This window comes from Aureimonas sp. AU40 (genome assembly GCF_001463785.1).
Lineage (GTDB): Bacteria > Pseudomonadota > Alphaproteobacteria > Rhizobiales > Rhizobiaceae > Aureimonas.
Genome location: NZ_BBWL01000030.1, coordinates 66,499 through 92,969, shown reverse-complemented (window position 1 = coordinate 92,969; position 26,471 = coordinate 66,499). Strand labels below are relative to the sequence as shown.

The 26,471-nt window shown below is 68.9% G+C and carries 27 protein-coding genes; 15 read left to right on the top strand and 12 right to left on the bottom strand.

Features of this window, described 5'->3' with window-relative positions; all coding sequences use genetic code 11:
• Window positions 1–114: 114 nt before the first annotated feature.
• Window positions 115–306: a hypothetical protein gene (locus AUL32_RS10295; RefSeq protein ID WP_156421419.1), complete on the bottom strand. Its 192-nt coding sequence runs from the start codon at window positions 304–306 to the stop codon at window positions 115–117.
• Window positions 307–381: 75 nt separating this feature from the next.
• On the opposite strand from AUL32_RS10295, the gene AUL32_RS10290 reads away from it, so the two are divergent.
• Window positions 382–1,383 (top strand): ribonuclease Z, encoded by a 1,002-nt coding sequence (locus AUL32_RS10290; protein ID WP_062114491.1) that lies wholly within the window; start codon window positions 382–384, stop codon window positions 1,381–1,383.
• On the opposite strand, the gene AUL32_RS10285 is transcribed toward AUL32_RS10290, so the two are convergent.
• The 4 genes from AUL32_RS10285 to mutM all read right to left on the bottom strand — a co-directional run bounded on the left by AUL32_RS10285 (window position 1,359) and on the right by mutM (window position 6,775).
• Window positions 1,359–2,429 (bottom strand): lipocalin-like domain-containing protein, encoded by a 1,071-nt coding sequence (locus tag AUL32_RS10285; RefSeq protein ID WP_062114488.1) that lies wholly within the window; start codon window positions 2,427–2,429, stop codon window positions 1,359–1,361. The genes AUL32_RS10290 and AUL32_RS10285 overlap by 25 nt on opposite strands.
• Window positions 2,429–5,017, bottom strand: coding sequence for an FtsX-like permease family protein (locus AUL32_RS10280; RefSeq protein ID WP_062114485.1), 2,589 nt, complete (start codon window positions 5,015–5,017; stop codon window positions 2,429–2,431). The genes AUL32_RS10285 and AUL32_RS10280 overlap by 1 nt, the downstream gene beginning before the upstream one ends.
• Complete coding sequence (locus tag AUL32_RS10275) at window positions 5,014–5,748, bottom strand: ABC transporter ATP-binding protein (protein ID WP_244497782.1); 735 nt, start codon at window positions 5,746–5,748, stop codon at window positions 5,014–5,016. Before AUL32_RS10275 ends, AUL32_RS10280 begins: the two co-directional genes overlap by 4 nt.
• 118 nt (window positions 5,749–5,866) lie before the next feature.
• Window positions 5,867–6,775, bottom strand: coding sequence for a bifunctional DNA-formamidopyrimidine glycosylase/DNA-(apurinic or apyrimidinic site) lyase (mutM, locus tag AUL32_RS10270; protein WP_062114483.1), 909 nt, complete (start codon window positions 6,773–6,775; stop codon window positions 5,867–5,869).
• Between the two features lie 171 nt (window positions 6,776–6,946).
• On the opposite strand from mutM, the gene ubiE reads away from it, so the two are divergent.
• Genes ubiE through AUL32_RS10235 form a run of 7 tightly spaced genes read left to right on the top strand, consistent with a single transcriptional unit; the run spans window position 6,947 to window position 12,349 of the window.
• Window positions 6,947–7,726, top strand: coding sequence for a bifunctional demethylmenaquinone methyltransferase/2-methoxy-6-polyprenyl-1,4-benzoquinol methylase UbiE (gene ubiE / locus AUL32_RS10265; protein WP_061972764.1), 780 nt, complete (start codon window positions 6,947–6,949; stop codon window positions 7,724–7,726).
• 5 nt (window positions 7,727–7,731) lie between these two features.
• Window positions 7,732–9,318 carry a 2-polyprenylphenol 6-hydroxylase gene (gene ubiB, locus AUL32_RS10260; RefSeq protein WP_082639092.1) on the top strand — a complete coding sequence of 529 codons (1,587 nt, stop codon included), beginning with the start codon at window positions 7,732–7,734 and terminating at the stop codon, window positions 9,316–9,318.
• A 59-nt stretch (window positions 9,319–9,377) separates the two neighbouring features.
• Window positions 9,378–9,638 carry a FitA-like ribbon-helix-helix domain-containing protein gene (locus AUL32_RS10255; protein WP_062114480.1) on the top strand — a complete coding sequence of 87 codons (261 nt, stop codon included), beginning with the start codon at window positions 9,378–9,380 and terminating at the stop codon, window positions 9,636–9,638.
• Entirely contained in the window at window positions 9,635–10,030 is a 396-nt protein-coding gene (locus AUL32_RS10250) for a type II toxin-antitoxin system VapC family toxin (RefSeq protein ID WP_062114477.1), read from the top strand. The genes AUL32_RS10255 and AUL32_RS10250 overlap by 4 nt, the downstream gene beginning before the upstream one ends.
• Before the next feature lie 11 nt (window positions 10,031–10,041).
• Window positions 10,042–11,271 (top strand): bifunctional phosphopantothenoylcysteine decarboxylase/phosphopantothenate--cysteine ligase CoaBC, encoded by a 1,230-nt coding sequence (coaBC, locus tag AUL32_RS10245; protein WP_062114474.1) that lies wholly within the window; start codon window positions 10,042–10,044, stop codon window positions 11,269–11,271.
• Window positions 11,268–11,735, top strand: coding sequence for a dUTP diphosphatase (gene dut, locus AUL32_RS10240; RefSeq protein WP_062114469.1), 468 nt, complete (start codon window positions 11,268–11,270; stop codon window positions 11,733–11,735). Before coaBC ends, dut begins: the two co-directional genes overlap by 4 nt.
• Window positions 11,732–12,349, top strand: coding sequence for a LysE family translocator (locus tag AUL32_RS10235; RefSeq protein WP_062114467.1), 618 nt, complete (start codon window positions 11,732–11,734; stop codon window positions 12,347–12,349). The genes dut and AUL32_RS10235 overlap by 4 nt, the downstream gene beginning before the upstream one ends.
• A gap of 26 nt (window positions 12,350–12,375) precedes the next feature.
• Here AUL32_RS10235 and AUL32_RS10230 read toward each other — a convergent pair whose 3' ends face one another.
• The gene (locus AUL32_RS10230; protein WP_062114464.1) at window positions 12,376–12,828 is read right to left on the bottom strand and encodes a MarR family winged helix-turn-helix transcriptional regulator; all 453 of its coding nucleotides are present in this window, start codon (window positions 12,826–12,828) and stop codon (window positions 12,376–12,378) included.
• Between the two features lie 77 nt (window positions 12,829–12,905).
• Between AUL32_RS10230 and AUL32_RS10225 the strand changes: the two genes are divergently transcribed.
• A complete protein-coding gene (locus tag AUL32_RS10225) occupies window positions 12,906–13,382 on the top strand; it encodes a carboxymuconolactone decarboxylase family protein (RefSeq protein ID WP_082659503.1) in 477 nt (158 codons plus the stop codon).
• A 49-nt stretch (window positions 13,383–13,431) separates the two neighbouring features.
• On the opposite strand, the gene AUL32_RS10220 is transcribed toward AUL32_RS10225, so the two are convergent.
• The gene (locus AUL32_RS10220) at window positions 13,432–14,244 is read right to left on the bottom strand and encodes a GGDEF domain-containing protein (protein ID WP_082659501.1); all 813 of its coding nucleotides are present in this window, start codon (window positions 14,242–14,244) and stop codon (window positions 13,432–13,434) included.
• Between the two features lie 567 nt (window positions 14,245–14,811).
• On the opposite strand from AUL32_RS10220, the gene cysK reads away from it, so the two are divergent.
• The 3 genes from cysK to gyrB all read left to right on the top strand — a co-directional run bounded on the left by cysK (window position 14,812) and on the right by gyrB (window position 19,663).
• Entirely contained in the window at window positions 14,812–15,840 is a 1,029-nt protein-coding gene (cysK, locus tag AUL32_RS10215; RefSeq protein WP_061972751.1) for a cysteine synthase A, read from the top strand.
• Between the two features lie 152 nt (window positions 15,841–15,992).
• Window positions 15,993–16,934 carry a mechanosensitive ion channel family protein gene (locus tag AUL32_RS10210; RefSeq protein WP_061972750.1) on the top strand — a complete coding sequence of 314 codons (942 nt, stop codon included), beginning with the start codon at window positions 15,993–15,995 and terminating at the stop codon, window positions 16,932–16,934.
• Between the two features lie 290 nt (window positions 16,935–17,224).
• On the top strand, window positions 17,225–19,663 hold the full coding sequence (gene gyrB / locus AUL32_RS10205; protein WP_061972748.1) for a DNA topoisomerase (ATP-hydrolyzing) subunit B: 2,439 nt from the start codon (window positions 17,225–17,227) through the stop codon (window positions 19,661–19,663).
• A gap of 59 nt (window positions 19,664–19,722) precedes the next feature.
• Here gyrB and AUL32_RS10200 read toward each other — a convergent pair whose 3' ends face one another.
• Both AUL32_RS10200 and AUL32_RS10195 read right to left on the bottom strand, forming a co-directional pair.
• Window positions 19,723–21,267 (bottom strand): PQQ-dependent sugar dehydrogenase, encoded by a 1,545-nt coding sequence (locus tag AUL32_RS10200; protein ID WP_062114458.1) that lies wholly within the window; start codon window positions 21,265–21,267, stop codon window positions 19,723–19,725.
• Complete coding sequence (locus AUL32_RS10195; RefSeq protein WP_156421420.1) at window positions 21,260–21,724, bottom strand: DUF2231 domain-containing protein; 465 nt, start codon at window positions 21,722–21,724, stop codon at window positions 21,260–21,262. The genes AUL32_RS10200 and AUL32_RS10195 overlap by 8 nt, the downstream gene beginning before the upstream one ends.
• A 228-nt stretch (window positions 21,725–21,952) precedes the next feature.
• Between AUL32_RS10195 and AUL32_RS10190 the strand changes: the two genes are divergently transcribed.
• The 3 genes from AUL32_RS10190 to AUL32_RS10180 all read left to right on the top strand — a co-directional run bounded on the left by AUL32_RS10190 (window position 21,953) and on the right by AUL32_RS10180 (window position 23,826).
• Window positions 21,953–22,228: a hypothetical protein gene (locus tag AUL32_RS10190; protein ID WP_062114452.1), complete on the top strand. Its 276-nt coding sequence runs from the start codon at window positions 21,953–21,955 to the stop codon at window positions 22,226–22,228.
• Window positions 22,229–22,359: 131 nt separating this feature from the next.
• Window positions 22,360–23,235 carry an SDR family oxidoreductase gene (locus tag AUL32_RS10185; RefSeq protein ID WP_062114449.1) on the top strand — a complete coding sequence of 292 codons (876 nt, stop codon included), beginning with the start codon at window positions 22,360–22,362 and terminating at the stop codon, window positions 23,233–23,235.
• 192 nt (window positions 23,236–23,427) lie between these two features.
• Window positions 23,428–23,826: a (R)-mandelonitrile lyase gene (locus tag AUL32_RS10180; RefSeq protein ID WP_062114444.1), complete on the top strand. Its 399-nt coding sequence runs from the start codon at window positions 23,428–23,430 to the stop codon at window positions 23,824–23,826.
• 3 nt (window positions 23,827–23,829) lie between these two features.
• Here the strand turns inward: AUL32_RS10180 and AUL32_RS10175 are convergent, their stop codons facing one another.
• The 3 genes from AUL32_RS10175 to AUL32_RS10165 form a co-directional block, all read right to left on the bottom strand.
• Complete coding sequence (locus AUL32_RS10175; RefSeq protein ID WP_062114428.1) at window positions 23,830–24,225, bottom strand: VOC family protein; 396 nt, start codon at window positions 24,223–24,225, stop codon at window positions 23,830–23,832.
• A 209-nt stretch (window positions 24,226–24,434) separates the two neighbouring features.
• Window positions 24,435–25,787: an ABC transporter permease gene (locus AUL32_RS10170; RefSeq protein WP_062114426.1), complete on the bottom strand. Its 1,353-nt coding sequence runs from the start codon at window positions 25,785–25,787 to the stop codon at window positions 24,435–24,437.
• Between the two features lie 3 nt (window positions 25,788–25,790).
• On the bottom strand, window positions 25,791–26,468 hold the full coding sequence (locus tag AUL32_RS10165; protein WP_062114423.1) for an ABC transporter ATP-binding protein: 678 nt from the start codon (window positions 26,466–26,468) through the stop codon (window positions 25,791–25,793).
• Between the last annotated feature and the right edge of the window lie 3 nt (window positions 26,469–26,471).

Sequence of the window (26,471 nt, the reverse complement as noted above, 5' to 3'; positions counted from 1 at the left end):
GTTTGGCTTTCAACCCCACACGCGGCGAGGCGGTTCCATCGCGCGCCATCGAATGGCGGCCGATGGCCACGCTCGCGATCGGGGACAGAGGTCAGGGATGCCGATCAGGTGGGGTCAGCCCTTGGCATGGTTGGCCTCGCCGGAGTGCCCGGCCAGCACCGCCTGGAGCGTGGAGATCATGAGTTCGACGTTCTCGCGGCTGGCGCTGATTTCGAACACTTCGCTGCTATCGTCCACGATATGGATGGTGAAGGTGCCGTCCGCCCCTTCGCTGGCAAATCCGGTAAGTGTGCGGCGCTCGGTCATGCTCGTCTCCATGGCTTGCGTCTTGGTTAGGAAAGGGCGGGTGTGTGGCTCGCGCATTGTGAGAAGAAAGCGCCGATGAGCTCTTTGGTTCAGCCTCGCCTCGTCAACGGGCCGACCGGCGACTCCACGTTGTTTCTCGACTTCGCTTTCGGGCGGCGCGCCTTCTTGTTCGATTGCGGCGACCTCTCGCCACTGTCGGCGCGCGAGATCGGGCGGGTCAGCCATGTCTTCGTCTCGCATCTTCATATGGATCACTTTGCCGGCTTCGACCGGCTGCTGCGCCTGCGCTTGAACCAGCCCGGCATGTTGCGCCTGTTCGGCCCGCCGGGCCTCGCCGACGGCGTCGCTGCCAAACTTGCCGCCTATCGCTGGAACCTCCTGGACGAAAACTCGGCGGATTTCGTCATCGAGGCGCAGGACTGGACGGAGCAGGGATTTGCCGGCGCCTGGCGGTTTCGGGCGCGCGGGGCCTTCGCCCGCCGGCCGATAGATCTGCCCGACTGTCCGCCCGGCCTCGTTCTCAGCGAGCCGGAACTGATGGTGGAAGCCGTCCAACTCGACCACGGCATTCCCTCGCTCGCCTTCGCGCTGCAGGAGCGGCTGCGGGTGAACGTGCACAAGGCGAAGCTGGACGCGATGGAACTTCCCGTCGGCCCCTGGCTCTCGGCAGCCAAGGCGCAGTTGCGCGCCGGGGCCGGGGAGGGCGCGGTGGTCGAGGGGCCGAACGGCGAGGCGCTTTCGCTGGGCACCCTGCTTCGAGCCGGCGCCTTCCACCGCGCGCCGGGCCAGCGCGTCGCTTACATCACCGATGCCGGCTGGAGCGAAGGCAACCGGGAGCGCATCCTTCGTATCGCGGCCGGCGCCAACACACTCTTCATCGAAGCCGGCTTTCTCCATGCCGACCATGCCATCGCCAACGGCCGGCATCACTTGACCGCCGCGCAGGCCGGCGCCTTGGCGCGGGAAGCCGGGGCAAGGCGGGCCGTGCCGCATCATTTCTCGCCGCGCTACGAGGGAGGCGAGGACGCGCTCACCGCCGAGTTCGGGGCCGCCTACAGGCGCAGCGGCGAAGCATAGCCGGTGAGTTCGAGATAGCCGCGCGCGCCGGGCGCCGAAACCGCGCCTTCCCAATAGACCGGCAAGCCACCGCCGCGCCCGTCGAGTTCCTGGTCGGGAAACAGCGGCGCGAGATGGAAGCTGCGCTCGCCCTCCGGCAGGCGCAGGGTCAGGCGCTGCTCGACGGGATAGACGGCATTGGTGCGCGGCGAACGCCAGGTCTGAAGCGGCTCCAGGCTGACGTCCTCCGGCCGGAACCGCGTGACCGAGCCATCGGCCCGGCGATAGGAGCCGCCGGCATAGACCGTGCCGCCGTCCCGGCCCCGAATGCGGAAGGCGACCAGAGCGCCGCCATCGTCGAGATTGAGGCCCGTCCAGTCCCAGCCCGCCGCGTCGGCGGCCAGCAGCGTCGAGGACCATTCGCGGTCGAGCCAGGCCTCGCCCGTCACCGCCTCGCTCTTGCCCTCGCGCGTCACGCTGCCGGAAACCTGAAGATGCGGCATGGAATAATAGTAGCTGGCTTCCGCCGGATTCGGCCCCTTCTGGCTGTAGCCTTCATCGCCCTGAAGAAGCACCGGCTGGGTCGGCTGGAAGGAGAGGTCGAGCGCGAACTCGCCCGTCGCGACCTGCGTGGTGAACCGCCCGTCCGCCTCGCGCCGGAAGCGCCAGTCCTGCAGCGTCACGTCGGCATCCGCCTCCGAGGCCTCGGCGAGGCCGAAGCCGGCGCGGGCCGCGCGCTCGCCATGCAGCAGGCGGCCGAGCGCGGGGTCGGACAGGCCGGCATGGGCGAAAAGGACCTGCGCCGGCGCGAAGCGGCTGGGATTGGCGGGGTCGATCGCCGGCCGGGTGCGGAAGAAGGTGACCTGAAAGCCGAGATCGCGCCCGTCCGCCGTCTTCAGCCAGCCGGTGACATACCACCATTCGGTGCGAAACTCGGGATGGGCGCCATGGTCGCGCGGGAAGGCGAGCGCGGCACCGGGCGCGACGGTGGGATATTGGATCTCGGCGGCGCGCAGCGGCGCGACGAACGCCGCGAAGGCGAGAAGAAGGGCGAGGAAACCGCGCATCACCAATCCTCCCGCACGGCCAGAACCGCGCTTTGATGCGTCGCGCGCCGGCCGGCGAGGATCGCGGTTCCCGCCGCCGCCAGAACCAGCGCCGCGACCACGGCCGGGATCGTGCCGAACGGCACCAGGGTCGCCATGGTCCAGTTGAAGGATTGCGGGTTGATGACGTGGATCAAGACCTGCGCCAGCGCGAGGCCGAGAAGCACCCCGGCCACGCCGCCGACAAGGCCGAGCAGCGCGCCTTCGCGCGCCAGCATGGCGAGGATCTGCCCCTTGGTGAGGCCGAGATGGCGCAGCATGCCGAACTCGCGCGAGCGCGCCAGCGTTTGCGCCGAGACGGTGGCGGCGACGCCGGCCAAGCCGACGAGGATCGCAACGCCTTCCAGAATGTAGGTGACGGCGAAGGACCGGTCGAACAGGTCGAGAGCAAAGCGGCGAAGCTCGGCCGGGCGCGACAGCGCGACCGTGGCGCGCGTCGCCTCCGGCAGGCTCGCCCGAAGGTCCGCCTGCACCTTGGCCTCGTCCGCGCCGGGGGCGAGCATGACCATGGCCTCGTCGCGCGTCCGGTCGCCGGTCAGGCTCGTGTAGTCCGCCTCGGCCAAGATCACCGCGCCGGCCTGTCTTGCATAGTCGCGCCAGATGCCGGCGACCGAGAAGCGCTCGGCCCCGGTGCCGATCGGCAGGGCGATCGTATCGCCGAGGCGCCAGCCGTACAGGCGCGAGGCGGGCTCGGAGACATAGACGGGCAGCGTGCCGGCGGCGGGGGCCTGGGTTCCGCCGATCAGCGCCAGCAGCCCTTCCGGGTGCGCCGGGTCGACCGGCCGGGCGATCAGCACCACGGGCGGCTGGTCGGGCTCGATCGTGAGCGGAAACTGCCGGCTGAAGGTCAGCGTGCCGACGCCGGGAACGGCGGAGAGGCGGCTCTGCGTTTCCGGGTCGAAGCCGGCGCCCTCGGTTCTGAGATAGAGATCGGCCGACAGGACCTGCCCCAGCCATTCGTCCACTGCGCCGCGAAAGCTCGTCACCATGGTCGCCATGGCGATCATCAGGGCGGTGGAGGCGACGATGCCGCAAAGCGCGGTCGCGGCCTGACCCGGCGCGCCGTGGAGATGGCGCGTCGCGAGCTGGCCCGGCACCGAGCGGCTCTGGCGGCGCGCGAGCGGGCCGAGCAGGAGGCGCGACAGGAAGGGCACCGAGCGGCTCTGGCGGCGCGCGAGCGGGCCGAGCAGGAGGCGCGACAGGAAGGGCACGCCGGCCACGCCCCCCGCCAGCATCAGCGCCATGCCGAGAAAGCCGAAGACGGGCAGCCGCGCGACGGCGGGCAGGAGCGCCGCCCCGACACCGAGCGCCAGCAGGATGGCCGCCGGCTTCCAGGGCACGGGCGCGCGCGGGTCGAGAAGATCGCCGCTGTTCTTGAGGGCGGCGGCGGGCGCTGCGCGCGAGGCGGCGCGCGCCGGCAGGATGCTGCCGGCCAAAGCCGCCGCGAGGCCGAGCGCGAAGAAGAGAAGTGCGGCGAGCGGCTGGAAGACGATCTGCGAGGCGCCGCTGAAATATCCGGCGCCGAGATCTCCGCCGAAGACGCGCAGCGCCAGCACCGCAAGGCCGTAGCCGGCGGCAAGCCCGGCGACGGCGCCGAGAACGCCGATCAGCAGCCCTTCCAGCGCCACCGCCGCGACCACGCCGCGCCGGGGCAGGCCGAGCGTGCGCACCAGGGCGAAGGCGCGCAGACGCCGCGCGACGGAAAGCGACTGCGCGGAGAACACGAGAAAGCCCCCCGTCAGCAGCGCCACCAGCGCCAGCATGTCGAGATTGACGCGGTAGGCGCGCGACAGGGCGCTGCCCTGCGCCTCCTCGGTCTGCGTGCTGGCGAGCGTCGCCCCCGTGGGAAGCACCGCGCGCAGCGCGGGCTCGGCGGCGTTGCGATCGCTCAAATTCAGGTCGATCCGGTCGATCCGCCCCAGCCGGTCGAAGCGCCATTGCGCGCTGGCGATGTCGATCACCCCGACCGCCTGCCCCTCCGGCACGCCGGGCAGGGCGCCGGCGACGCGAAAGCGCGCGGTTCGGCCGTTGGCGGAGAGATCGAGCGACTGGCCGATGCCGGTGCCGAGCGCGGCTTGCGCGGCGCGGGAGAGATAGAGCGCGTCCGCGTCGAACACGTCGTTGTTGCTCGTGTCCGGCCCGCGCGGAGACAGCCCGACCAAGCTTGGCGTCACGCGGATGGCGCGGATCACGTCGAGCCCGAGCAGCGTCAGCGCGCCGCGCTCGCCCCGCGCCTCCAAACTCACCACCGGGCTGGCGTCGCGCACGCCTGCGGCCCGCGCCACCTCGCCATAAAGCGCCTCGTCCAGCCCGAGCGGCGTCGTGGCGCGCACGGAAAGGTCGGCCGCGCCGTTCACCGCTCGCACCGCGCCGCCGAAGGCGCTGAGCGCCGAGCCGTTGACGAGATGCACGGCGAAGCCGAGCGCGACGCCGACCGCGATGGCAAGGGCCGTGGCGAGGAAGCGGGAAGGGTGGGCGCGCCATTCGCCCCCGATCAGCCAGCCGAGCGCCAGCCGGGCGCCGGCGAGATCGGAGCGCGCGCCGCTCACGCGGCCGGCCCTTCGCCGGCTTCGAGCCCTTGGCGGGTGAGAACCAGGACCCGGTCGGCGATCGCAGCCGTTGCGCGCGAATGGGTGACGATCACGGCGGCCGAGCCGCCCTCGCGCGCCCGCTCGGCAAACAGCGCCAAGATGCGGCCGGCGGTTTCCGGGTCGAGATTGCCGGTCGGCTCGTCGGCGAGGATTAGCGCCGGGCGATGGACGAGGGCGCGGGCGATAGCGACGCGCTGCATCTCGCCGCCCGACAGATCGCGGGCATAGTCGCCGCCGCGCGTGCCGAGGCCGACCGCCTCCAGCATCGCGTCCGCGCGTCCCTCGATCGTCGCGCGGTCGGCCGAGACGAGCGCCAGCGGCAGGGCGACGTTCTGCCGGAGCGTGAGATAGGGAAGGATGTGGAAGGCCTGGAAGACGAAGCCGATCCGCTCGCGCCGCAGCTTCGTGCGCGCCGCCTCGCCCAAGGCGCCGAGTTCCGTCGTTTCGATGCGGACCTCGCCCCGGTCCGCATCGTCCAGCCCCGCCAGGATGTTGAGGAGGGTCGACTTGCCGACGCCCGATTCCCCGACGATCGCCACCACTTCGCCCGGCCGCACCGCAAGGTCGAGCCCCGAGAAGAGCTGCCGGTCGGCGCCGACGGATTTGGCGAGGCCCCGCACGTCGAGGCTCAGCGCCCCAGCCGCGCCGGTCTTGGCCTTAAGATCGTCTCTGATCGGCGTCGTGTCCAAAATCGATCCTGCTCTCGTCCCGCGGCCGTCGCCTTCAGAGGGATCGTAGGCCTCATGCTTCGTATAAACAGGGTCCTGCGACAGGGGGACTCGGGCAAATCCCTTAAGCGTTTCCGGATCAGCGCTGGCAGACCGGGCAGAAGAAGGTCGAACGGCCGGACTGGACGATGCGCTGGACGATGCCGCGACAGGTCTCGTGCCGGCAGGGCTCGCCCTCGCGGTCGTAGACGTTGAAGCGATGCTGGAAATACCCGAGGCTCCCGTCGGCTTGCCGATAGTCCCGCAAGGTGGAGCCGCCGGCCTCGATCGCGTCGGCGATGGTCTCACGAATGTGAAGGGCGAGCGTGTCGAGCCGCTGCGTCGCCGTGCCGTCCTTCTTCACGATCGAGCCCGCCTCGCGCCGGGGCGACAAGCGGGCGCGCCACAACGCCTCGCAGACATAGATATTGCCGAGGCCCGCGATGATCGTCTGGTCGAGCAGCGCCGCCTTCAGCGGCGCGGCCTTGCCCCGAAAGCGCGGCGCGAGATCGGCGCCCGACAGGGCGTTGCCGGTGGGTTCGAGGCCGAGGGCGCGAAAATGCGGGTGGTCCGCCATCTCGGCCTTGGGCACCAGCGTCATGTAGCCGAAGCGGCGGGGGTCGTTGAAGACGATGCGTGCCGGGCCGCCTTCGGGCCGCGCGAGATGGAAGATCACATGGTCGTGCAGCCGGTCCTCGCTGCGGGCGAGATGGAAGGCCGCGCCCGCCACCGGCGCGGCGGCTCCGTCGCCCTCCGCCGTCTCGATGCGAAACGAGCCGGACATGCCGAGATGCATGGCGAGCACGAGACCGCCTTCGAGATCGGCCAGGAGATATTTCGCCCGGCGCGACAGGCTTTCGATGCGGCGGCCCTCGATCCGCTCGGCGAGGCGCTCGGGCAGGGGAAAGCGCAGGTCCGGCCGGCGCGCCTCGACTCGCTCGATCCGCGCGCCTTCCATCACCGGCTGCAAGCCGCGACGCACCGTCTCCACCTCTGGCAATTCGGGCATGTCACCTACCTGTCGTACTGGCTTGTCGTCATAGCGCGGTTCCCGGCCGCCGACGCGATGGCGCTCGCCGGTCGCTTGCGTTAAGACCGGCGCAAAATCGAAAGGGCGCTCCCGCCGGCCGCCTCTCCTATAGGCCGGCTTGCGCCCAGGTCCAACGCACGAGGTGAACCCATGTCCGAGTCCCGAGTCGGCTCCGCGGAAGGAATGGAAACGTCCTACGGCTTCGAGACCGTCTCGGGCCGCGACGAGAAGCAGGCGCGCGTCAACGAGGTGTTCCACCGCGTCGCCGAGCGCTACGACATCATGAACGACCTCATGTCGGGCGGCATGCACCGGCTCTGGAAGGACGCGCTGGTCAATTGGCTGGCCCCGTCCAAGCGGCCCGGCTGGCGCTTTCTGGATGTCGCCGGCGGCACGGGCGACGTCGCCATGCGCATCGTGGAAGCCTCGAACCGGCAGGCCGAGGGCACGGTGCTCGACATCAACGGCTCCATGCTGGCGGTCGGCGCCGAGCGCGCCAAGAAGCGCGGGCTGGACGAGAACCTTCTCTTCGTGGAAGGCAATGCCGAGGACCTGAAGCTGCCGGCGGAAAGCTTCGACGCCTATACGATCGCCTTCGGCATTCGCAACGTGCCGCGCATCGACCTCGCCCTGTCGGAGGCCTACCGCGTCCTGAAGCCGGGCGGGCGCTTCCTGTGTCTCGAATTCTCCGAGGTCGAGCTGCCGGTTCTCGACAAGCTCTACGATCTCTGGAGCTTCAAGGCCATTCCCGCCATCGGCCAGGCCGTGGCGAAGGACCGCGATTCCTACGAATATCTCGTGGAATCCATCCGCCGCTTTCCCAATCAGGTGAATTTCGCGAGCGCCATCCGCAAGGCCGGCTTCGAGCGCGTGTCCTATCGCAATCTGACGGGCGGCATCTCGGCCATCCATTCCGGCTGGAAGCTGTAATCGGCGTGAGCAATCCCGTCACCGGCACGATCGCCCTCGTCCGGGCGGTCTGGATCATGGCCCGCGAGGGCGTCTTTTCCGCGCTTCCCGCAGAAGGCCTGCCGCCCATGGCCGCGCTCGCCCACAAGGCGGCGGGGCTTCTGGCGCGCCGCTCGGCCGTGCGCCGGGCGCGCAAGGACCGGCTCGCCGCCGCGCTGAACCGGCTCGGGCCGTCCTACGTCAAGCTCGGCCAGTTCCTCGCCACGCGGCCCGACATCGTCGGCACCGAAATCGCGCTGGAGCTCAGCGACCTGCAGGACAAGGTGCCGCCCTATCCCCGGCAGGTCGCGATCGAGACGATCGAGGTGACGCTCGGCCGGCGCATCGACGATCTGTTCATCGAGTTCGGCGAGGTCGTGGGCGCCGCCTCGATCGCCCAGGTCCATAAGGCCCGCGTCCTGACGCGCGAGGGCGAGGAGCGTTTCGTCGCGGTCAAGGTCATCCGGCCGGGCGTGCGCGTGCGCTTCCTGCGCGAGATGCAGGCCTTCGCCTTCATCGCCCGGGTGCTGGAGATCGTCGTTCCCTCGTCGCGGCGCCTGCGGCCCGTCGCCGTGGTGGAAACGCTGGCCCAGTCCACCCGCATTGAGATGGACCTGCGCCTCGAGGCTGCGGCTTCTTCCGAGATGGCCGACAACACCCGGGACGATCCCGGGTTTCGCGTGCCCGGCATCGACTGGGAGCGCACGGGGCGCGACGTCCTCACCATGGAATGGGTGGACGGCATCAAGATGAACGACGTGGCCGCCGTGCGCGCGGCGGGCCACGACCTGCCGCGCCTCGGCGTCAACCTGATCCAGGCCTTCCTGCGCCATTCCATGCGCGACGGCTTCTTCCATGCCGACATGCATCCGGGAAACCTCTTCGTCGCCCCGGACGGCACGATCGTCGCGGTCGATCTCGGCATCGTCGGCCGCCTGTCGGCGGACTCGCGCCGCTTCCTCGCCGAGATTCTTTACGGCTTCATCCAGCGCGACTATCGCCGCGTCGCCGAGGTGCATTTCGAGGCCGGCTACGTGCCGCGCAATCAGGACGTCCTGTCCTTCGCGCAGGCCCTTCGCGCCATCGGCGAGCCGATCCACGGCCAGCCGGCCGAGACCATCTCCATGGGCCATCTCCTGACGCTTCTCTTCGAGGTGACGGAGCTCTTCGACATGCATGCCCGGCCCGAGCTGGTTCTGCTGCAGAAGACCATGGTCGTGGTGGAAGGCGTCGCGCGCTCCTACGACCCGCGCTTTAACATGTGGCAGGCGGCCGAGCCGGTCGTGTCGGACTATATCCTGTCGGAGATCGGCCCGGCGGCGAAGCTGCGCGACGCGCGAGAGGGGCTGGAGGCGCTGGGGCGCATCGCCAAGCGCCTGCCCGACTTCGCGACGGGTCTGGAGGTCTTCGCCAAGAACATGCCGGATCTCATCGAGAACGGCATCCACATCAACGACGACGATCTTCTGGAACTCGCCAAGGAATCGCGCACCGGCCTCGTCATCAGCCACATCGCCCAGATCGCCTCGGCGATCGCTCTAGTGGTGATCGCTTGGCAGCTGACCTTCGGGTAGGGTGATTGCATTGCAATCATGACTCTGGAGGCGTATCCTTCAGACAGGAGGATCGCGCTATGGCCAGCTTGACCATTCGCAACATCGACGAGGATCTCAAGCGCAAGCTCCAGATTCGCGCAGCCCACAACGGCCGCTCGATGGAGCAGGATCTGCGCTTGGCCTTGCAAGCGCTCGTCGAGGAGGTGCCGCAGTCTCCCTACAGAAGCGAGGCGGACGCGCGCGAGCGGTTCGAGCGGATCATGGCGCTCGCCCACCCGCCGCTGGAGCCTTTTGACCAGAAGGCTGTGTCGGACGAAATCAACGACTTCCTTCCGTGATCGTCATTGACACATCCGCGTTGGTGGCGATCATCGCGAGAGAGTCTGATGCGGCACAGTTTGGCGCTATCTTGGGTTCCAGAACGGACCTCGTTCTTTCTGCTGCCACGGCGGTCGAAGCGTATATCGTCGTTCGCTCTCGTTGGGGGCAGGAGGGAGTCTCCCGCCTCGATGCGCTTCTAAAACTAGGCGGCGTGGAACTGCGTGCCTTCGACGCCCCGCAGATGGAATTGGCGATCGATGCCCATCGGCGTTTCGGGCGCGGCTCCGGGCATCCCGCCAAACTGAACTATGGCGATTGCTTCGCCTATGCGTTGGCGCGTCGACACAACGCTCCGCTTCTCTTCAAGGGCGACGACTTCGTCCACACCGACATTCGCCCCGCCTTGTGACGCGAGCGCTCATGACCGCAGCTTCGACCCTTGTCGACAAGCGCATCCTCCTCATCGTCGGCGGCGGCATCGCGGCGTACAAATGCCTGGATCTCGTGCGCCGCCTGCGCGAGCGCGGCGCCAGGGTGACGCCGGTCATGACGGCGGCGGCGGCCGAGTTCGTCACCCCCCTGTCGCTGGGGGCGCTGGCCGGCACCAAGGTCTATGGGGAGCTCTTCAGCCGGGACGACGAGCACGATGTCGGCCATATCCGCCTCGCGCGCTCGGCCGATCTGGTGATCCTCGCGCCGGCCAGCGCCACGCGCATGGGCAAGATGGCGGCCGGGATTGGGGACGATCTCGCCGGTGCCATTCTTCTGGCCACCAACGCGCCGGTGCTGCTGGCCCCTGCCATGAACCCCGCCATGTGGGCGCATCCCGCCACGCGCCGCAGCCTCACCATTCTTAAGTCCGACGGGCTCCATTTCGTCGGCCCCAACCGGGGCGAGATGGCCGAGAGCGGAGAAGCGGGCGAGGGGCGCATGGCCGAGCCGCTGGAGATCGTGGCCGCCGCCGAGTCGCTTCTCGTGCCGGGGGAGCGCCCGCTCGCCGGCCGGCGCGTGCTCGTCACCTCCGGCCCGACGCATGAGCCGATCGACCCCGTGCGCTACATCGCCAACCGCTCCTCCGGCCGGCAAGGGCATGCGATCGCCGAGAGTCTCGCCCGACTGGGGGCGGAGGTGGTTCTCGTCTCCGGCCCGGTGGCGCTGCCCGATCCCGCCGGCCTTCGCACCCGGCATGTGGAGACGGCGCGCGAGATGCTGGCAGCGGTGGAAGCGGAACTGCCCGTCGATGCCGCCGTCTTCGTCGCTGCCGTGGCGGACTGGCGGACGCAATCCGAGGCCGGCGCCAAGATCAAGAAACGCCCCGGCGAGGGCCCGCCCGCCCTGCCGTTGGTGGAGAACCCCGACATTCTGCGTCACGTCGGCACCGGCCCGCGCCGCCCCCGCATCGTTGTGGGTTTCGCCGCCGAGACCGACGATCTCCTCGCCAATGCCGCGCGCAAGCTGGAGGCCAAAGGCGCCGATCTCATCGTCGCCAACGATGTGTCGGGGGGCGTCATGGGCGGCGCGCGCAACGCGGTGAAGCTCGTCTCGCGCGGGGGAATCGAGGAATGGCCCGAACTGGCCAAGGAGGAGGTTGCCGAACGGCTCGCCGCCGAGATAAGCCGGATGCTTCTCGAGACGGAGCGCGCCCCATGAGCGAACTTCCCGGCACCGGCCCCCATATCGGCGTTCACCGCCTGCCCCATGCCGAGGGGCTGGACCTGCCGGCCTATGCCAGTGCCGGGGCCGCCGGGGCGGACCTGCGCGCCGCGGTGGAGGTGGATGTGACGATCCCGCCGCTCGGCCGGGCGCTCGTGCCGAGCGGTCTCGTGTTCGACATTCCCGAGGGCTTCGAGATCCAGGTGCGGCCGCGCTCGGGGCTGGCGGCGCGCCACGGCGTCACGGTGCTCAACACGCCGGGCACGATCGACAGCGACTATCGCGGCGAGGTCATGGCGATCCTCGTCAATCTCGGCTCCGAGCCCTTCGTGGTGACGCGGGGCGAGCGCATCGCGCAGCTCGTCGTCGCGACCGCGCCGCAGGCGCGCTTCGCCGAGGTGGACGGGGTCGGCGAGACCGCTCGCGGGGCGGGGGGCTTCGGCTCCACGGGCCGCGCATGAGCGCCGCCGGCTTTCTCGCCTATGCGCTGGCGCTGGCGCTGGCCGCCGCCATTCCCGGCCCCGGCGTGGTGGCGCTCGTCGCCCGCGCGCTCGGCGCCGGCTTCAGGCAGGCCATGGGCTTCACGCTCGGGCTGATCCTGGGGGATCTCACCTTCCTCACGGCCGCCGTGTTCGGCCTCGCGCTTGTGGCGCAGGCGATGGGCGAGCTGTTCACGATCGTTCGCTTCTTGGCCGCCGCTTATCTCGGCTATTTGGCGTGGAAGCTCTGGCGCGCCGCCGGCAACGCCGCCGAGGTCGAGGCCATGGCGTCGGAGACTGTGCTCGGCAGCTTCCTGGCCGGGCTGACGGTGACACTCGCCAACCCCAAGACCATCGTCTTCTATCTCGCGCTCTTGCCGACTTTGGTGGATCTCCAGCATGTCGGCCTTGCCGACTATGCGGTGCTGGTCGTCCTGACGACGCTCGTGCTCTTCCTCGTCATGACGCCCTATGCCGCCTTGGCGGCGCGGGCGCGCCATGTCTTGCGCCGCCCCTCCGTTCTCGCCCGGCTCAACCGGAGCGCGGCCCTGATCCTCGGCGGCGCCGCCATCTGGAGTCTCGTCCGCCGCGCCTGAACCCCAGCTGGGTTGTCGAGCAATCTCTAGCCCATGTCCGGCTTGGCGAGCCGGACGAGCCAGTCCTGGACGATCCACCGATCTTCGGCGGAAAGGCCGGCCACCATGCCGGCCTCCAGCCCGTAGACGCGCTCCTTGGCCTTCGCCAGGATCGCCTCTCCCGCCGGCGTCAGTTCGATCGTCTGAATGCGCCCGTGAACCGCGTGCGCGCGGCGCTCGACCAAGCCTGCCTTCAGAAGATTGGCGACGATGACGCTCATGGTCTGGGGCGTCAGGAGCGCCAGACGCGCCAGATCCGCATTGCTGGTGCCGGGATAAGCGGCCAGCATCGTCAGCACCGAGAACTGGGGATGCGTCAGGTCGAGATCGCTCAGCGCCCCGTCCACGCGGAGGCGATGCGCGTTCGACGCCTGCCGCAGCAGATAGCCGAGATGCCCCTGTTCCCCGCGCTTGCCTTCACCTGCCTCCGGCAATCCCATCGGTTCCCCTCCGCCTTGCCTAATGTCAGAGCTCTGATATTATGTTCGTGTTCTGACATTAAAGGAGTTGCCGAACCATGGCGAGTGCTGCCGTCGAGGCCGAGGCCTCGGGTTTCTCGATCGAGTCTTTTCGCACCACGGCTCCCGCGGCCTATGCCGCGCTGTTCGCGCTCGGAAAGGCGGTGGACGAAGCCGGCTTCGACAAGCGGCTGAGCGAGCTCGTCAAGCTCAGGGTGTCGCAGATCAATGGCTGCGCCTTCTGCGTGGCGTTTCACCTGAACATTGCCAGACGCATCGGCGTCGAGGCCGCCAAGCTCGATCTTCTCGCCGTGTGGCGGGAAAGCCCGGCCTTCTCTCCGCGCGAAAAGGCGGCTCTGGGTTTTGCGGAACATCTCACGCTGCCTGGCGGGCGGGCGTCAGCCGAGGCCGCTCCGCCCGCGGGTTTCACGCCGGAGGACACGCTTCTCCTGACGCTCGTCGTCGCGCAGATCAACGCCTGGAACCGCATCGCGGGTGGGCTGCATTTCCCCCATCCCGCCTTGGAAGCGGCCTGACGCCGGCCCGCCGCCCCCTGCATGGAGAGAGCGGCGGGATGATGGGGTCTCAGGCCCAGCGCCGCGCCGCGCCCTCGATCTGGCGTCCCGGCTCGCCGACGCTGCGCAGCGCGCCGAGCTGGGACAGGGTGACGCGGTTTCGGCCTGCCGACTTGGCCTTGTAGAGATTGGTGTCGGCGATCTTGTAGAGCGCGTCGAAGGGAATGGCGGTGCGAAAGGCGATGCCGCCGAGCGACACCGACAGGCGCGTGCGCTGGCTGCGCGGGCCGACCTCCAGCATGTTGATGCGCGCGCGCAGGCGCTCGGCCACGATCTGCGCCTCCTCGAAGCCGGCATTGCGCAGGAGGACGGCGAATTCCTCGCCGCCCAGTCGCCCGACGAGATCGTCCTTGCGCACGCTCTGGCGCAGCGTGGCGGCGATCAGCGACAGGGCCTGATCGCCCGTGCCGTGGCCCAGCCGGTCGTTGATGCGCTTGAAGTGGTCGGCGTCGAGAATCAGGAGCGTGTGGGGCACGTCGTCCTCGGCCCGGCGCCGCCCCTCCTGCCCGATGCGCAGTTCCACCGATTTCTGGAAGGCGGCGCGGTTCAGAACCTTGGTCAGCCCGTCGCGCGTGGCGATGTGGAAGAGCTGGTGGTTGGCGCGGCGCAGCGCGACGATGCGCGTCGCGGCATAAAGCTGCAGCGGCAGGACCGACACGAAGAGCATGAGAAGGCAGAACACGAGCGTGCTCTGCGCGGCCGGCAGCGAGAAGCTGCCGAAATACCAATAGGCCGCGATCACCATGACGCCGGCCATGGTCAGCGTCAGGCCGAAGAGTTCGAGGCAGAGCATTCGAAGGGATTGAAGAGCGGATGGGAGCATGGCGATCCAGACCGAGACCGGTTTGACAAAAGGCGTCTAGAAGGCCCGCAGGATGCCCTGCCGGCCCGGCGAACGAGGAAGGGCGAACGCTTGAAGCGTCGGCCCGCAGCGTCGTTGCGGCGGCAGTCCGTGAGGGCTGGCCGCCCGGCCCGATCGAGTTGTCAAACAGGCTCGAAAGGGCCTGGAAGCTGCCATGAACCATGGGCAGTTGCGGATGGGTCGACGGCCCTCGGGCGACCGAAGAGCCGCCCGCCCGCATCGCCTGCCCATGGTTCATGACAGCCTCTAGCTCGCCAGCTTGCCTGACAGCCTCCTGAGATGGGTTGAATCCTGGAGGCGCGATTTGATTCAAAGGCTTGGCGTGCCCTTCGATGCCAGGGCGGTGGAGACGTCAGTGCCGCCTGTCGGGGAAAATCTTTCTCCCATCTCGGCGCGTTGCGCATGGATTTGCTTCCTCGCTTCGGGATCGTGATCGCTTGAGGTTCGCCAATCGGGACGCATCCGCGCTAGATTGCCGCCCATGCGCGCTCGGACAGCGCGGTCGGAGAGGGACAAGGACACGTCGCCATGGATACGCCCGCGAACAACCAGACCGCCCGGACCCACGGACGGGGCCGGATCTACGACTCGATCCTCGACACGATCGGCGACACGCCGCTCGTTCGGCTCGACAAGTTCGCCCACGAACGGGGCGTGAAGGCCAAGCTTCTCGCCAAGCTCGAATTCTTCAACCCGATCTCCTCGGTCAAGGACCGCATCGGCGTCGCCATGCTGGAGGCGCTGGAGGCCAACGGCACGATCCGCCCGGGCCGCAACACGCTGATCGAGCCGACCTCGGGCAACACCGGCATCGCGCTCGCCTTCGCTGCCGCCGCCAAGGGCTACCAGCTCATCCTCACCATGCCCGAGACCATGTCGGTGGAGCGGCGCAAGATGCTGCGGCTGCTGGGCGCCGAGCTGGTGCTGACCGAAGGCGCCAGGGGCATGAAGGGTGCCATCGCCAAGGCCGAGGAACTGCGCAGCGAAATTCCGAACTCGGTGATCCCCCAGCAGTTCGAGAACCCCGCCAATCCGCAGATCCACCGCGTCACCACGGCCGAGGAAATCTGGAACGACACGGCGGGCCATGTCGATCTCTTCGTATCCGGCATCGGCACGGGCGGCACGATCACCGGCGTCGGCCAAGTGCTGAAAAGCCGCAATCCCGGGCTGCGCGTGATCGCCGTCGAGCCGGAGGCCTCGCCCGTCCTTTCCGGCGGCGCGCCGGGGCCGCACAAGATCCAAGGCATCGGCGCGGGCTTTGCGCCGGCCATTCTCGACCGCGACATCTATGACGAGGTCGTCACCGTCTCCAACGACGAAGCCTTCGAGACCGCCCGCCTCGTGGCGCGCCTGGAAGGCGTGCCGGTCGGCATCTCGTCGGGCGCCGCGCTCGCCGCCGCCGCCAAGGTCGGCGCGCGCGACGAGAATGCCGGCAAGAACCTCGTCGTCATCATTCCCTCCTTCGCCGAGCGCTACCTCTCCACCGCCCTGTTCGACGGGCTGGTGGCGGAGGACGAGCCCAAGGAAAAGCCGAAGGGCGCGCCGTCGATCTGAGCGCCTTCTCCCGCTTCGATCATCATCCAAGGGGCCGCCGGTTCGCCGCGCGGCCCCTTTCCTTTTCGGGGCGCTGACCTTTCTTGATAGGCTCGCGCGGCGCCGGGGAGGGGCGTCGCATCGCTTGCGATCCGCAACCTTCAAGGGTCTCGATGCCTATCCAAGACACGATCGAATCCTCGCAGACCTTCCTGCGCACGCTGGCCGCCCAGGCGGCGAGCTTCCTGCCCAATTTCCTTGTCGCCGTCCTGGTCATGGCGCTCGGCTTCTTCATCGCCGGGCGCCTCGCGGCGCTGGTCGGGCGCGCCTTCGGCCTGTCGCGCATCGACGAGACGGTGCGCGGGCCGCTGGTCGCCATGGTGCGCTATGTCGTGATCGTCATGGCGCTCATCATCGCGCTGGGGCAGATCGGCGTGCAGATGACCTCGCTGCTCGCCGTGCTCGGCGCCGCGGGCCTTGCCGTCGGTCTCGCGCTGCAGGGCACGCTCACCAACATCGCCGCCGGCATCATGCTGCTCTGGCTGCGCCCGTTCCGCGTCGGCGACTATATCGAGACGCAGAACTTCGCCGGCCGCGTCCATGAGATCGGCCTCTTCACCTGCCATCTCGAAACCTTCGACGGGCTCTTCGTCTTCGCGCCCAATTCCACGCTCTGGAACGTCTGGATGCGCAACCATTCGCGCGCCGCCTCGCGGCTTCTGGCGTGGCAGATCACCGTGCCGCGCCAGGTGCCCTTCGAGGCTGCGCACGAGGCGCTGATCTCGGCCTGGCCGAAGAGTGCGGGCGAGGAGCAATTGTCCGAGCCCGTCGCGTTTCTGGACCAGCTCACCGCCGACACGCAGGTCATCGTGTTTCGCGGCGTGGTGCGCGAAGGAGCCACCACGGACGCCCAGCGCCGCACCGCGCAGGCGATCCGGCGCATCTTCACCGAGCGCTTCGGGACGGAGGGCGAGCCGCGCGCCATCCAGCGCATCGTGCCGGGCGACGCCGACCCCTCGCGCTATCTCGGCGCCGGCGAGGCGCCCGAGGCCAACCGGACGCTGGTGAACGAGCGCCCGGAAGCGCCCTCGCAGGGCGTCGTCACGGCGCCCTGAGGACGTCACGCTGGTCGCGGGGCCCGGACGGGCCGGCGCCCCGCGAGAGGTCTGTCATGCCTGCTGTCTCCTCGGGTCGAACGAGCTGATCCGGGCGGAGCTGCGGCTTTCGCCCGCCCGCCGATAGGAGAGCGGGATCGGGGCGGCGAAGGGGTGGGAGGATTGTGCGATCCCGATAGGGCGAAAAGCCCGTAAAGCTTGGATTGCGATGCAAAAACTTCTATATGATGGCGGTCGAACAGAGGAGCCGCGCGGCTCCGCCCGCCGCGCCCCGACCCGTTAGGAATGCCATGTCCGAAGCCCCCGAGACCACCGAAACCGCCAGCGCGGAATACGGCGCCGATTCCATCAAGGTGCTGAAGGGTCTCGACGCCGTGCGCAAGCGGCCCGGCATGTATATCGGCGACACGGACGACGGCTCGGGCCTCCATCACATGGTCTACGAGGTGGTGGACAACGCCATCGACGAGGCGCTGGCCGGCCACGCGACGCATGTCACCGTGACGCTCAACCCCGACGGCTCCTGCACCGTGACCGATAACGGGCGCGGCATCCCGACCGACATCCACACGGGCGAGGGCGTCTCGGCGGCCGAGGTCATCATGACCCAGCTCCATGCGGGCGGTAAGTTCGACCAGAATTCCTACAAGGTCTCCGGCGGCCTGCACGGCGTCGGCGTCTCGGTGGTCAACGCCCTGTCGGTGTGGCTGAAGATGAAGATCCGCCGCAAGGGCCGCATCCACGAGATGAGCTTCACGCACGGCGTGCCCGACGCGTCCCTTGTGGAGACGGGCGATGCCGGCGACGAGACGGGCACCGCCATCACCTTCCTGCCCTCCACCGACACGTTCCGGGGCGTCACCAGCTTCGACTACGGCACGCTGGAGCACCGGTTGCGCGAGCTCGCCTTCCTGAACTCGGGCGTTCGCATCATCCTGACCGACAAGCGCCATGCCGACGAGAAGCGCACCGAGCTGTTCTACGAGGGCGGGCTGGAAGCCTTCGTGCGCTATCTCGATCGGGCGCGAAAGCCGCTGATCTCCGAGCCCATCGTTCTGTTCGGAGAGAAGGACGGCATCACCGTCGAAGCCGCGCTCTGGTGGAACGACAGCTACAACGAGACGGTGCTCTGCTTCACCAACAACATTCCGCAGCGCGACGGCGGCACGCATATGGCGGGCTTTCGAGGCGGGCTGACGCGCCAGGTCATCGGCTATGCCGAGAATTCGGGCGTCCTCAAGAAGGAAAAGGTCCAGCCGACCGGCGACGATTGCCGCGAGGGCCTGTCCTGCATCCTGTCGGTGAAGGTGCCGGACCCCAAATTCTCCTCGCAGACCAAGGACAAGCTCGTTTCCTCCGAGGTGCGCCCGGTGGTGGAGGGGCTGGTCAACGAGACGCTCGCCACCTGGTTCGAGGAACATCCGCAGGAAGCGCGCATCGTCACCGCCAAGGTGGTGGAGGCGGCCGCCGCGCGCGAGGCTGCCAAGCGCGCCCGCGAGCTGACGCGCCGCAAGGGCGCGCTCGACATCACCTCGCTGCCGGGCAAGCTGGCCGACTGCCAGGAGAAGGACCCGGCGAAATCCGAGATCTTCCTGGTCGAGGGCGATTCCGCCGGCGGCTCGGCCAAGGGCGCCCGCTCGCGCCAGAACCAGGCGATCCTGCCGCTGCGCGGCAAGATCCTGAATGTCGAGCGTGCCCGCTTCGATCGCATGCTGGGCTCGGACCAGATCGGAACGCTGATCACCGCGCTCGGCACCTCGATCGGCAAGGACGAGTTCAACCCCGACAAGCTGCGCTACCACAAGATCATCATCATGACGGACGCCGACGTCGACGGCGCCCATATCCGCACCCTTCTGCTCACCTTCTTCTTCCGGCAGATGCCGGAGCTGATCGAGCGCGGCCACATCTACATCGCGCAGCCGCCGCTCTATAAGGTGACGCGCGGCAAGCAGGGCCAGTATCTCAAGAACGAGAAGGCGCTGGAGAACTACCTGATCGAGGGCGGGTTGGAGGACGCGATCCTGCAGCTCGACAATGGCGAGGCGCGCTCGGGCCGCGACCTGCGCTCCGTGGTGGAGGACGCGCTCGGCGTTCGCCAGATCCTCGCCGGCCTCCATTCCCGCTACAACCGTCAGGTCGTGGAACAGGCGGCGGTCGCCGGCGCCTTGTCCCCCTCCGTTGCCGAGAACCAAGGCGAGGCGGAAGTGATGGCCGACCGCATCGCCAAGGCGCTGGATCAGGTGGCCGAGGAGACCGAGCGCGGCTGGATCGGCGAAGCCGACGGCATGGGCGGCTATCGCTTCCAGCGCACGGTGCGCGGCGTTCTCGACGTGCAGGCGGTGGACGCGGCGCTGATACAGTCCGCCGACGCGATCGCTCTGCACCGCATTGCGAACCGCCTTTCCGAGGTCTATCCGCACGCCCCGGTTCTGCGCCGCAAGGAAACCGAGCGCACCATCCTGGGGCCGCTCGATCTCGTGGCCGCCGTGTTCGAAGTCGGCCGCAAGGGCCTCTCGCTTCAACGCTACAAGGGCCTTGGCGAGATGGACCCCGAGCAGCTCTGGGAAACCACGCTCGACCCCGAAGTGCGCTCGCTCCTTCAGGTGAAGGTGCCAGACGCGACGGACGCCGACCAGCTCTTCTCCCGCCTGATGGGCGACGAGGTCGAGCCCCGCCGCGAATTTATCCAAGAAAACGCGCTTCAGGTCGCCAATCTCGACATCTGACCCGAAGCTCTGCGATCTGGCTTGGCACGCGTTAATGCGCCAAGCCGGCTGATGCTGGGCTACTGCGCCGGTGTGGCGGCCGGAAGAGTCGCCGGGGCGATCTGGGTCTGCGACGGCGCCAAGGGCTGGGCGGCTTCGCTGGTCGAAGTCAGAGGCGTCGCCGGGTTGTCGCTGAGCGCCACGGTCGAACTACCGTTCGAACCTGTCGCAGCGGCCTTGGCGAGGCGGATCGGGTCGGAGCCTATCGGCTGGGCCACCACGCGCCCATCCGACGAGGCGACGCGCCAGACCGTGTTGCCGGCATCGTCCGCCACCAGAAGCGCGCCCGTGCCGTCGATGCCGACGCCGACCGGGCGCCCATGCGCCTCGTCGCCGTCGATGAAGCCGGTCACGACGTCCACCGCCTTGCCAGCGGGCTTGCCGTCCTGGAACGGCACGTAGACGACCTTGTAGCCATTGAAGGCGTCGCGGTTCCAGCTTCCGTGCTCGCCGACAAAGGCCCCGTCGGCAAATTGCGGCGGCAGGGCGGAGCCTTGCGAGAAGGCGAGGCCCAGCGCCGCCACATGGCTGGATAGCGCATAGTCCGGCGCGATGGCCTTGCCCACCATGTCGGGCCGCTGCGGATGGACGCGCTCGTCCACATGGGCGCCGTAATAACTCCACGGCCACCCGTAGAAGGCGCCGTCCTTCACCGAGGTCATGTAGTCCGGCACGAGATTGGGGCCGAGTTCGTCGCGCTCGTTGACCACGGCCCAGAGCGTGTCCGTGCCCGGCTGGAAGGTGAGGCCGTTGGGATTGCGCAGGCCCGAGGCATAGACGCGTGCCGCCCCGGTCTGCCGGTCGATCTGCCAGATCGCCGCCCGGCCCTTTTCCGCTTCCAGCCCGTTTTCGACGATGTTGGAGTTCGACCCGACCGAGGCGTAGAGGAACCGCCCGTCGGGGCTGAGCGCCAGGTCCTTCGTCCAATGGTGGTCGATCGGCCCGCCGGGCAGCGGCGTCAGCAGGCGGGGCGGCGCCGAGATGCTGGTTTCGCCCAGCTTATAGGGATAGGCGAGCACACCGTCGGTGGCCGCGACATAGAGCGTGTCGTCGGCCCAGGCGAGGCCAAAGGGCGAGGAGAGCTTGGTGAGGATATCGTGCCGCTCGTCCACCACGCCGTCGCGATTGGTGTCGCGTAGGAGCGTGACGAGATTGCTCTCCTTCTGCTCGCCGCCCCCGCCGCCATGGGCGATCGACATGATCCAGCCGCGAATGAGATCCTTCGGCCGCGAGAGAGGCTCGCCGGACGGTCCGCGCGACTGGACCACGAGCACGTCGCCGTTCGGCAGCGTGTAGACCGTGCGGGGATTGGCGAGGTCCTTGGCGAAGGCCGTCACCGTCAAGCCCTGCGGAACGCTCGGGGTCTGGCCTTCCTGCCAGCCAACCACTTTGGCCACCTTGAGATCGGGCAGGAGGGATTGGCTGGGTGCGGGAAGAACGGGGTCGGGGCCGATCTGCTGAGAGACATCGACCGCGCCGCTCTCGCTGCAGGCCCCAAGCGCCAGAAGCGCTGCAAGGGCGCTGGCGGAGGCGGCGCGACGGGCCGTGAAGATTGGATCAGACATCGCGGCGATCTCCGAAATGGGCGGCGGGGCGCAAGTCATGTCGAACGGCCGTCGGGCGTCCGAGCCAGGCCGTCGCCAACATGACGAGAACGGTCGCGGCCGATAGCGCCAGCCCATAGGGCACCACGGCGGTCCAGCCGTCTCCGGCGTGAACGAGACTGTTGAGTAAGGCGAGCGCGAGAACGATCAAGGTGCCGAGGAAATGCGGCCAGCTTGCGCCGCTCGAGGCGCGGGCGCGGCGGAACACGAGGCCGATCAACTCGCCCAAGGCGGCGAGGCCGCCGAACACGAGGCCGGCGAAGAGAAGCCAGGCCGAGAAATTTTGCCACATGAGGTTCGCGGTCTGCCAGAAGGCGACGTCCGTCGCGAGCGTCAGGGTGAAGCAGGCCGTGGGAAAGGCGGCGAGGAAGCTGCGGATCGGGTGCCATTCGGCGGAAACAAGGGTGGGATAGGGCATGGAGCTCATGAACGCTTCTCCATTGGGACCGCGCCCTCCATCCGGCCGCGACAGAACCACTACGATTGCGGACAAGAACAGGTTCCACCGCAAGGCGTTGAAACCTCGTGCGTCTTCGCCGCAGGGTGGCCTCTCCGGCGGGGCAGAATGACGATCGCGGGAAAAGCCGTGACGATCGAACATGCTGGCCTAGTTCAACTGTCACCGACCACCCAAAGGATGCGCCCCATGGCCAGCGACGATCTGTTCTTTCTCCGCACGGGCGACGAGACCTCGACCTATGTTCTCGTTCGCCTGATCGGCGGCGAAGGTGCCCTGCGGGCCGACGCTACGCTGGATGGCGCGGCCGAGGGCGAAGGCGTCGAATTCGAAACGATGCGGGGCGATCTGCCGACCGTGCTGCGCGACGCCAACGAATTCGCCCTTCTCAACGGCTTCGACCTGCGAATCGATCTTAGCGGCAACGAATGGCCCGCCGAACTCGGGATCATCGGCAACAAGTAGAGCGCTTCGCGCCTGGCGGGGCGTCCGAAGAGGCGCGCGCCCGGCGGCGTCGATCCGTCTGGGAAGCGAGGGAGCGATTGGGGCGGTCGCGAGTTGCCCCTGTCTCCTTTCCCAATCGGAAACCATCGATCATGACCGACGATCCCCGCACGAGCCAGCCGACCCGCTTTCCTTCCGAGCCGGAGCAGAAGCGGCCGGGCTTCGAGACCGCAATGCGCACCAAGCCCGACCATGGCGAAGAGAGCTATGTCGGCAAGGGCCTTTTGGAGGGGCGCGTCGCCCTCGTCACCGGCGGCGATTCCGGGATCGGGCGCGCCGTCGCCATCGCCTATGCCCGCGAGGGCGCGGATGTCGCGATCTCCTATCTCGAGGCCGAACAGGCCGACGCCGACGAGACCAAGACCTGGGTGGAGAAGGCCGGGCGCCGCTGCCTTCTGCTGCCGGGCGATATCCGAGACCGCGCGCTCTGCACCGAACTGGTGGAGCGCACGGTCGGTGAACTCGGCCGGCTCGACATTCTCGTCAACAATGCCGCCGCGCAGACCACCAACGAAGATCTAAACGACATCGACGACGACACGATGGAAGAGGCCTTCGCGGTCAATGTCATCGCCATGGTTCGCCTCGCCAAGGCGGCCGTGCCGCACATGCAGCCGGGTTCCACCATCGTCAACACGACCAGCATCCAGGCCAAGGTCGCGACGGAAAATATGATCGTCTACGCCGCGACCAAGGGCGCCATTTCCAGCCTGACCATCGGCCTGTCCAATCTCCTGGCGCCCAAGGGAATCCGCGTCAACGCCGTGGCGCCCGGCCCGGTCTGGACGCCGATCCAGCCGATCGCCAAGCCTTCGGACAAGCTGGAGGTGCTCGGCCAGGATACGCCGCTCGGGCGCGCCGGCCAGCCCAGCGAACTCGCCCCCGCCTTCGTGCTTTTGGCCTCCAAGGAGGGAAGCTACATCTCGGGCGCGGTGATCCCGGTGACGGGTGGCATTCCGATGTATTGAGCGATCGGGGAGGGCGCGCGGTGCAGCCCTCCCGTTTCTTTCATGAACAGTCGTCTCCAACTGAGGCGACTGCGCGCCCCACGCGGGCGTTGCGATCTGACGGCGAGCGGTGGAAGGCCTGCGATGGCGGCCTATTCTTTCCCCCGCAGATTTTCCGATCCAATTTCCCGATTCACGAGGCGGGCATTTCCCATGGACATTACCCGAAACGGCTCGACGCCCTCGGCCAAGGGGCCGGCGGACTGGTTTACCGGCACCGTGCGCGTCGACGCGCTGTTCGCCGCCAACGAGGCGCGGCGCGCGGCGGCGGCGAGCGTGACCTTCGAGCCGGGCGCGCGCACCGCATGGCACACGCATCCGCGCGGCCAGACGCTGATCGTCACTGCAGGGCTCGGGCTGGTGCAGCGCGAGGGCGGACCGGTGGAGGAAATCCGGCCGGGCGACGTGATCTGGTTCGAACCGGGCGAAAAGCACTGGCACGGCGCCTCGCCCACCACGGCCATGACCCACATCGCCATTCAGGAGAACCAGGACGGCAAGGTCGTGGACTGGATGGAGCAGGTCAGCGACGCGGATTACCACGGCGGCTGAGCGTCAGGCCTTGTTGGGCTCGATCAGGTCCCAGCGATTGCCGTAGAGATCGCGGAACACCGCGACGCGGCCATAGGGCTCGTCTCGCGGCGCGTCCTCGAACACGACGCCGCGCGCGAGATAAGCGGCATGGTCGCGCTCGAAATCGTCGGTTTGGAGAAACAGGAAGACCCGCCCGCCCGCCTGATCGCCAATCCCGGCGCGCTGGCGAGCGTCGGCCGCCTTGGCGAGAAGCAGCTCGCCGCCGGCGGCGCCTTTGGGGCGGACGACGACCCAGCGCTTGTCAGGAGAAAGCGCGAGATCCTCCATGCGCTCGAAGCCGAGCACGCCGACATAGAAGTGAAGGGCCTCGTCGTAGTCAGACACCAGAAGCGCGGTGAGGGCGAGCGTCTGCTGCATGGGTCGGGCTCCCTGCGACCGACTTGCGCCCCGAAAGGAGCTCTTGGAACTCGGGACAATAGCTGCTGGCGGACAATCGCCGAGCAAGTTTCTCGGCTCGCGAGGCGCGGAGCGCAGCCGATGCGCGAGCGCATTGGTGGACGGTCGCGACCCAGTGAGCGGGGAGAAAATCCCGCCCGCCGGCCTCCCTCAGGTTCTATCCCTGGTTCTCAGCCGCGCAGCGCCTCGGCGGGGGACTGGCGATAGGCGAGGGCGGCGGGGACGAGCGTGACGAGCGCGACGGTCAGGAGCAGGCCAAGGAGGCTCCAGCCGTCCGACGGATGCAGCTCGATCGGCAGCGCGATGCCCGTAGTGCGGCCGCCGAGCCGGGCGAGCAGCGAGGCCGCCGCGAAGCCGAGGCCGAAGCCGGCGAGCACGCCGGCGCCAACCATGGCGAAGACCTCGGCCCAGACGATGGCGAAGACTGAGAGGCGCGGCGCGCCGAAGGCCCGAAGCGCGCCGATCTGGCGCCGGCGCTGCAGGACATGGACGATCACCACGAAGAGGATCGCCGCGCCGACCAGCGCTTGCGCGCCCAGCGCAATGGCGGAGAGGACGCTGCGCGCGTCGCCCAGCGTGCCGTAGAGCCGGGTCAGGACCTCGGCCGGAAACACGGCGAGACTACCCTCGCGGCGATATTCCTGGCGCAGCTTGTAGGCATCCGCGATGGTGCGCGGCTTCACCACGATGGCGGGAACGCCCGGCGCGTCCGCCCGGCTCAGCGCGGCGGGGTCCACGGGCCGGTCGAGATCGACGACGCGCGGAAGCTCGCGCTCCTCGGGATCGACGAAGGACGCCATGGACGCGAGGCCGGGGCCGACATGCGCGGGGGCAGGGCCAGTGGTTGAAGCGGCGGCGGGAGCCTCGCCGCGATGTGCGGCGTCGCCGGCTTCCGGCGCGGCCTCGTCGTGCGCCTCGTGCGGCTCGTGGCCGTGGGCCAGCCACACCGCCTCGATCGGCACCAGCACCGCCTTGTCCCAGGCCGTGCCCGTCGGCTTCATGCGGCCGACCACCTCGTAGCTGATCTCGCCATGGACATGCCCGCCTTCCGACAGGCGGCCATGCAGCGGCTTGAAGCGCGAGCCGATCGGCCGCGCCACCCCCGCGCCGACCACGGCGTCCTGCAGCTTCTCGAAGCTGCGCCCCTCCGCGAGACCGCCGAGCCCCGTCACGACGTCAAGCGTTGTGCCGACCACCGGATCGTCGCCGACGAAATCCCCGAAGCCTACCGGCGCGGCGTAGCGCACGCGCGGGTCGGCGGCGAGATCGGCCAGCACATGGCCGGGCAGAAGGGGGAGGGGGGCCGGCTGGAGAAAGACCGAGGACAGCACGAGCTGCGTTTCGCTGCCCGGCGCGCCGACCACGAGGTCGAAGGCGGCGGCGGCGCGGGCGCTGCCGAGCCGGATGGCTCGCTCGCCCAGCGTCACGGCGACGCCGAGGGCCGTCGCCAGCGCGATCAGCAGCACAACGGCGACGACGCCTGCGGCATGGCGGCGAAGGTCGGCCCAGATGAAACCGAACATGGCTCAGGCCTCCGGGGCCGAAAGGAGGCGGCCGTTGGCGAGCCTGACGACGCGGTTCATGCGGCCGGTGAGATGCGGATCGTGCGTGGCGACGATCAGCGTGACGCCCGTCTCGGCCCCGAGTTCCAGGAGGAGATCGCCCACCGCCGCGCCGGCCTCTGCGTCGAGGCTGGCGGTCGGCTCGTCGGCGATCAGGATCGCCGGCCGGCCCGCCAGGGCGCGCGCCACGGCGACGCGCTGCATCTGCCCGCGCGACAGGGTCTCCACCCTTTGCGCCGGCCGCTCGATGCCGAAGCGCGAGAGCAGCCTTTGCCCTTCGGCCCGCGCCTCAGCCAGCGGCAGGGCGCGCGACAGGCGATGGGGCAGAAGCACGTTGTCGATCGCCGACAGGCCGGGAAAGAGGTGGAAATCCTGCATCACCAGCCCGACATGGCGGGCCCGCCAGCGGTCGCGCCCCGCTTCGCTCAAGGCACTGAGATCGGTCTCGCCCCAGCGCACCGTGCCCTGGCGCACCCGCTCAAGGCCGCTGACGGCGTTGAGAAAGGTCGTCTTGCCCGAGCCCGAGGCGCCGGTCAGCGCGATGCGCTCGCCGGGCTGGAGATCGAGCGCGGGGATGGCGAGGGCGGGCGCGTCCAGCCCGGGAAAGCGGACTTCGAGATCGCGAAGAACGAGCGCGGACATGGG

Excerpts from the sequence above, each read along its gene's own strand:
- AUL32_RS10295 (WP_156421419.1), bottom strand. The coding sequence starts at position 306 with ATGACCGAGCGCCGCACACTTACCGGATTTGCCAGCGAAGGGGCGGAC.
- AUL32_RS10290 (WP_062114491.1), top strand. The coding sequence starts at position 382 with ATGAGCTCTTTGGTTCAGCCTCGCCTCGTCAACGGGCCGACCGGCGAC.
- AUL32_RS10285 (WP_062114488.1), bottom strand. The coding sequence starts at position 2,429 with ATGCGCGGTTTCCTCGCCCTTCTTCTCGCCTTCGCGGCGTTCGTCGCG.
- mutM (WP_062114483.1), bottom strand. The coding sequence starts at position 6,775 with ATGCCCGAATTGCCAGAGGTGGAGACGGTGCGTCGCGGCTTGCAGCCG.
- ubiE (WP_061972764.1), top strand. The coding sequence starts at position 6,947 with ATGTCCGAGTCCCGAGTCGGCTCCGCGGAAGGAATGGAAACGTCCTAC.
- AUL32_RS10255 (WP_062114480.1), top strand. The coding sequence starts at position 9,378 with ATGGCCAGCTTGACCATTCGCAACATCGACGAGGATCTCAAGCGCAAG.
- coaBC (WP_062114474.1), top strand. The coding sequence starts at position 10,042 with ATGACCGCAGCTTCGACCCTTGTCGACAAGCGCATCCTCCTCATCGTC.
- dut (WP_062114469.1), top strand. The coding sequence starts at position 11,268 with ATGAGCGAACTTCCCGGCACCGGCCCCCATATCGGCGTTCACCGCCTG.
- AUL32_RS10235 (WP_062114467.1), top strand. The coding sequence starts at position 11,732 with ATGAGCGCCGCCGGCTTTCTCGCCTATGCGCTGGCGCTGGCGCTGGCC.
- AUL32_RS10230 (WP_062114464.1), bottom strand. The coding sequence starts at position 12,828 with ATGGGATTGCCGGAGGCAGGTGAAGGCAAGCGCGGGGAACAGGGGCAT.
- AUL32_RS10225 (WP_082659503.1), top strand. The coding sequence starts at position 12,906 with ATGGCGAGTGCTGCCGTCGAGGCCGAGGCCTCGGGTTTCTCGATCGAG.
- AUL32_RS10220 (WP_082659501.1), bottom strand. The coding sequence starts at position 14,244 with ATGCTCCCATCCGCTCTTCAATCCCTTCGAATGCTCTGCCTCGAACTC.
- cysK (WP_061972751.1), top strand. The coding sequence starts at position 14,812 with ATGGATACGCCCGCGAACAACCAGACCGCCCGGACCCACGGACGGGGC.
- AUL32_RS10210 (WP_061972750.1), top strand. The coding sequence starts at position 15,993 with ATGCCTATCCAAGACACGATCGAATCCTCGCAGACCTTCCTGCGCACG.
- gyrB (WP_061972748.1), top strand. The coding sequence starts at position 17,225 with ATGTCCGAAGCCCCCGAGACCACCGAAACCGCCAGCGCGGAATACGGC.
- AUL32_RS10200 (WP_062114458.1), bottom strand. The coding sequence starts at position 21,267 with ATGTCTGATCCAATCTTCACGGCCCGTCGCGCCGCCTCCGCCAGCGCC.
- AUL32_RS10195 (WP_156421420.1), bottom strand. The coding sequence starts at position 21,724 with ATGCCCTATCCCACCCTTGTTTCCGCCGAATGGCACCCGATCCGCAGC.
- AUL32_RS10190 (WP_062114452.1), top strand. The coding sequence starts at position 21,953 with ATGGCCAGCGACGATCTGTTCTTTCTCCGCACGGGCGACGAGACCTCG.
- AUL32_RS10185 (WP_062114449.1), top strand. The coding sequence starts at position 22,360 with ATGACCGACGATCCCCGCACGAGCCAGCCGACCCGCTTTCCTTCCGAG.
- AUL32_RS10180 (WP_062114444.1), top strand. The coding sequence starts at position 23,428 with ATGGACATTACCCGAAACGGCTCGACGCCCTCGGCCAAGGGGCCGGCG.
- AUL32_RS10175 (WP_062114428.1), bottom strand. The coding sequence starts at position 24,225 with ATGCAGCAGACGCTCGCCCTCACCGCGCTTCTGGTGTCTGACTACGAC.
- AUL32_RS10170 (WP_062114426.1), bottom strand. The coding sequence starts at position 25,787 with ATGTTCGGTTTCATCTGGGCCGACCTTCGCCGCCATGCCGCAGGCGTC.
- AUL32_RS10165 (WP_062114423.1), bottom strand. The coding sequence starts at position 26,468 with ATGTCCGCGCTCGTTCTTCGCGATCTCGAAGTCCGCTTTCCCGGGCTG.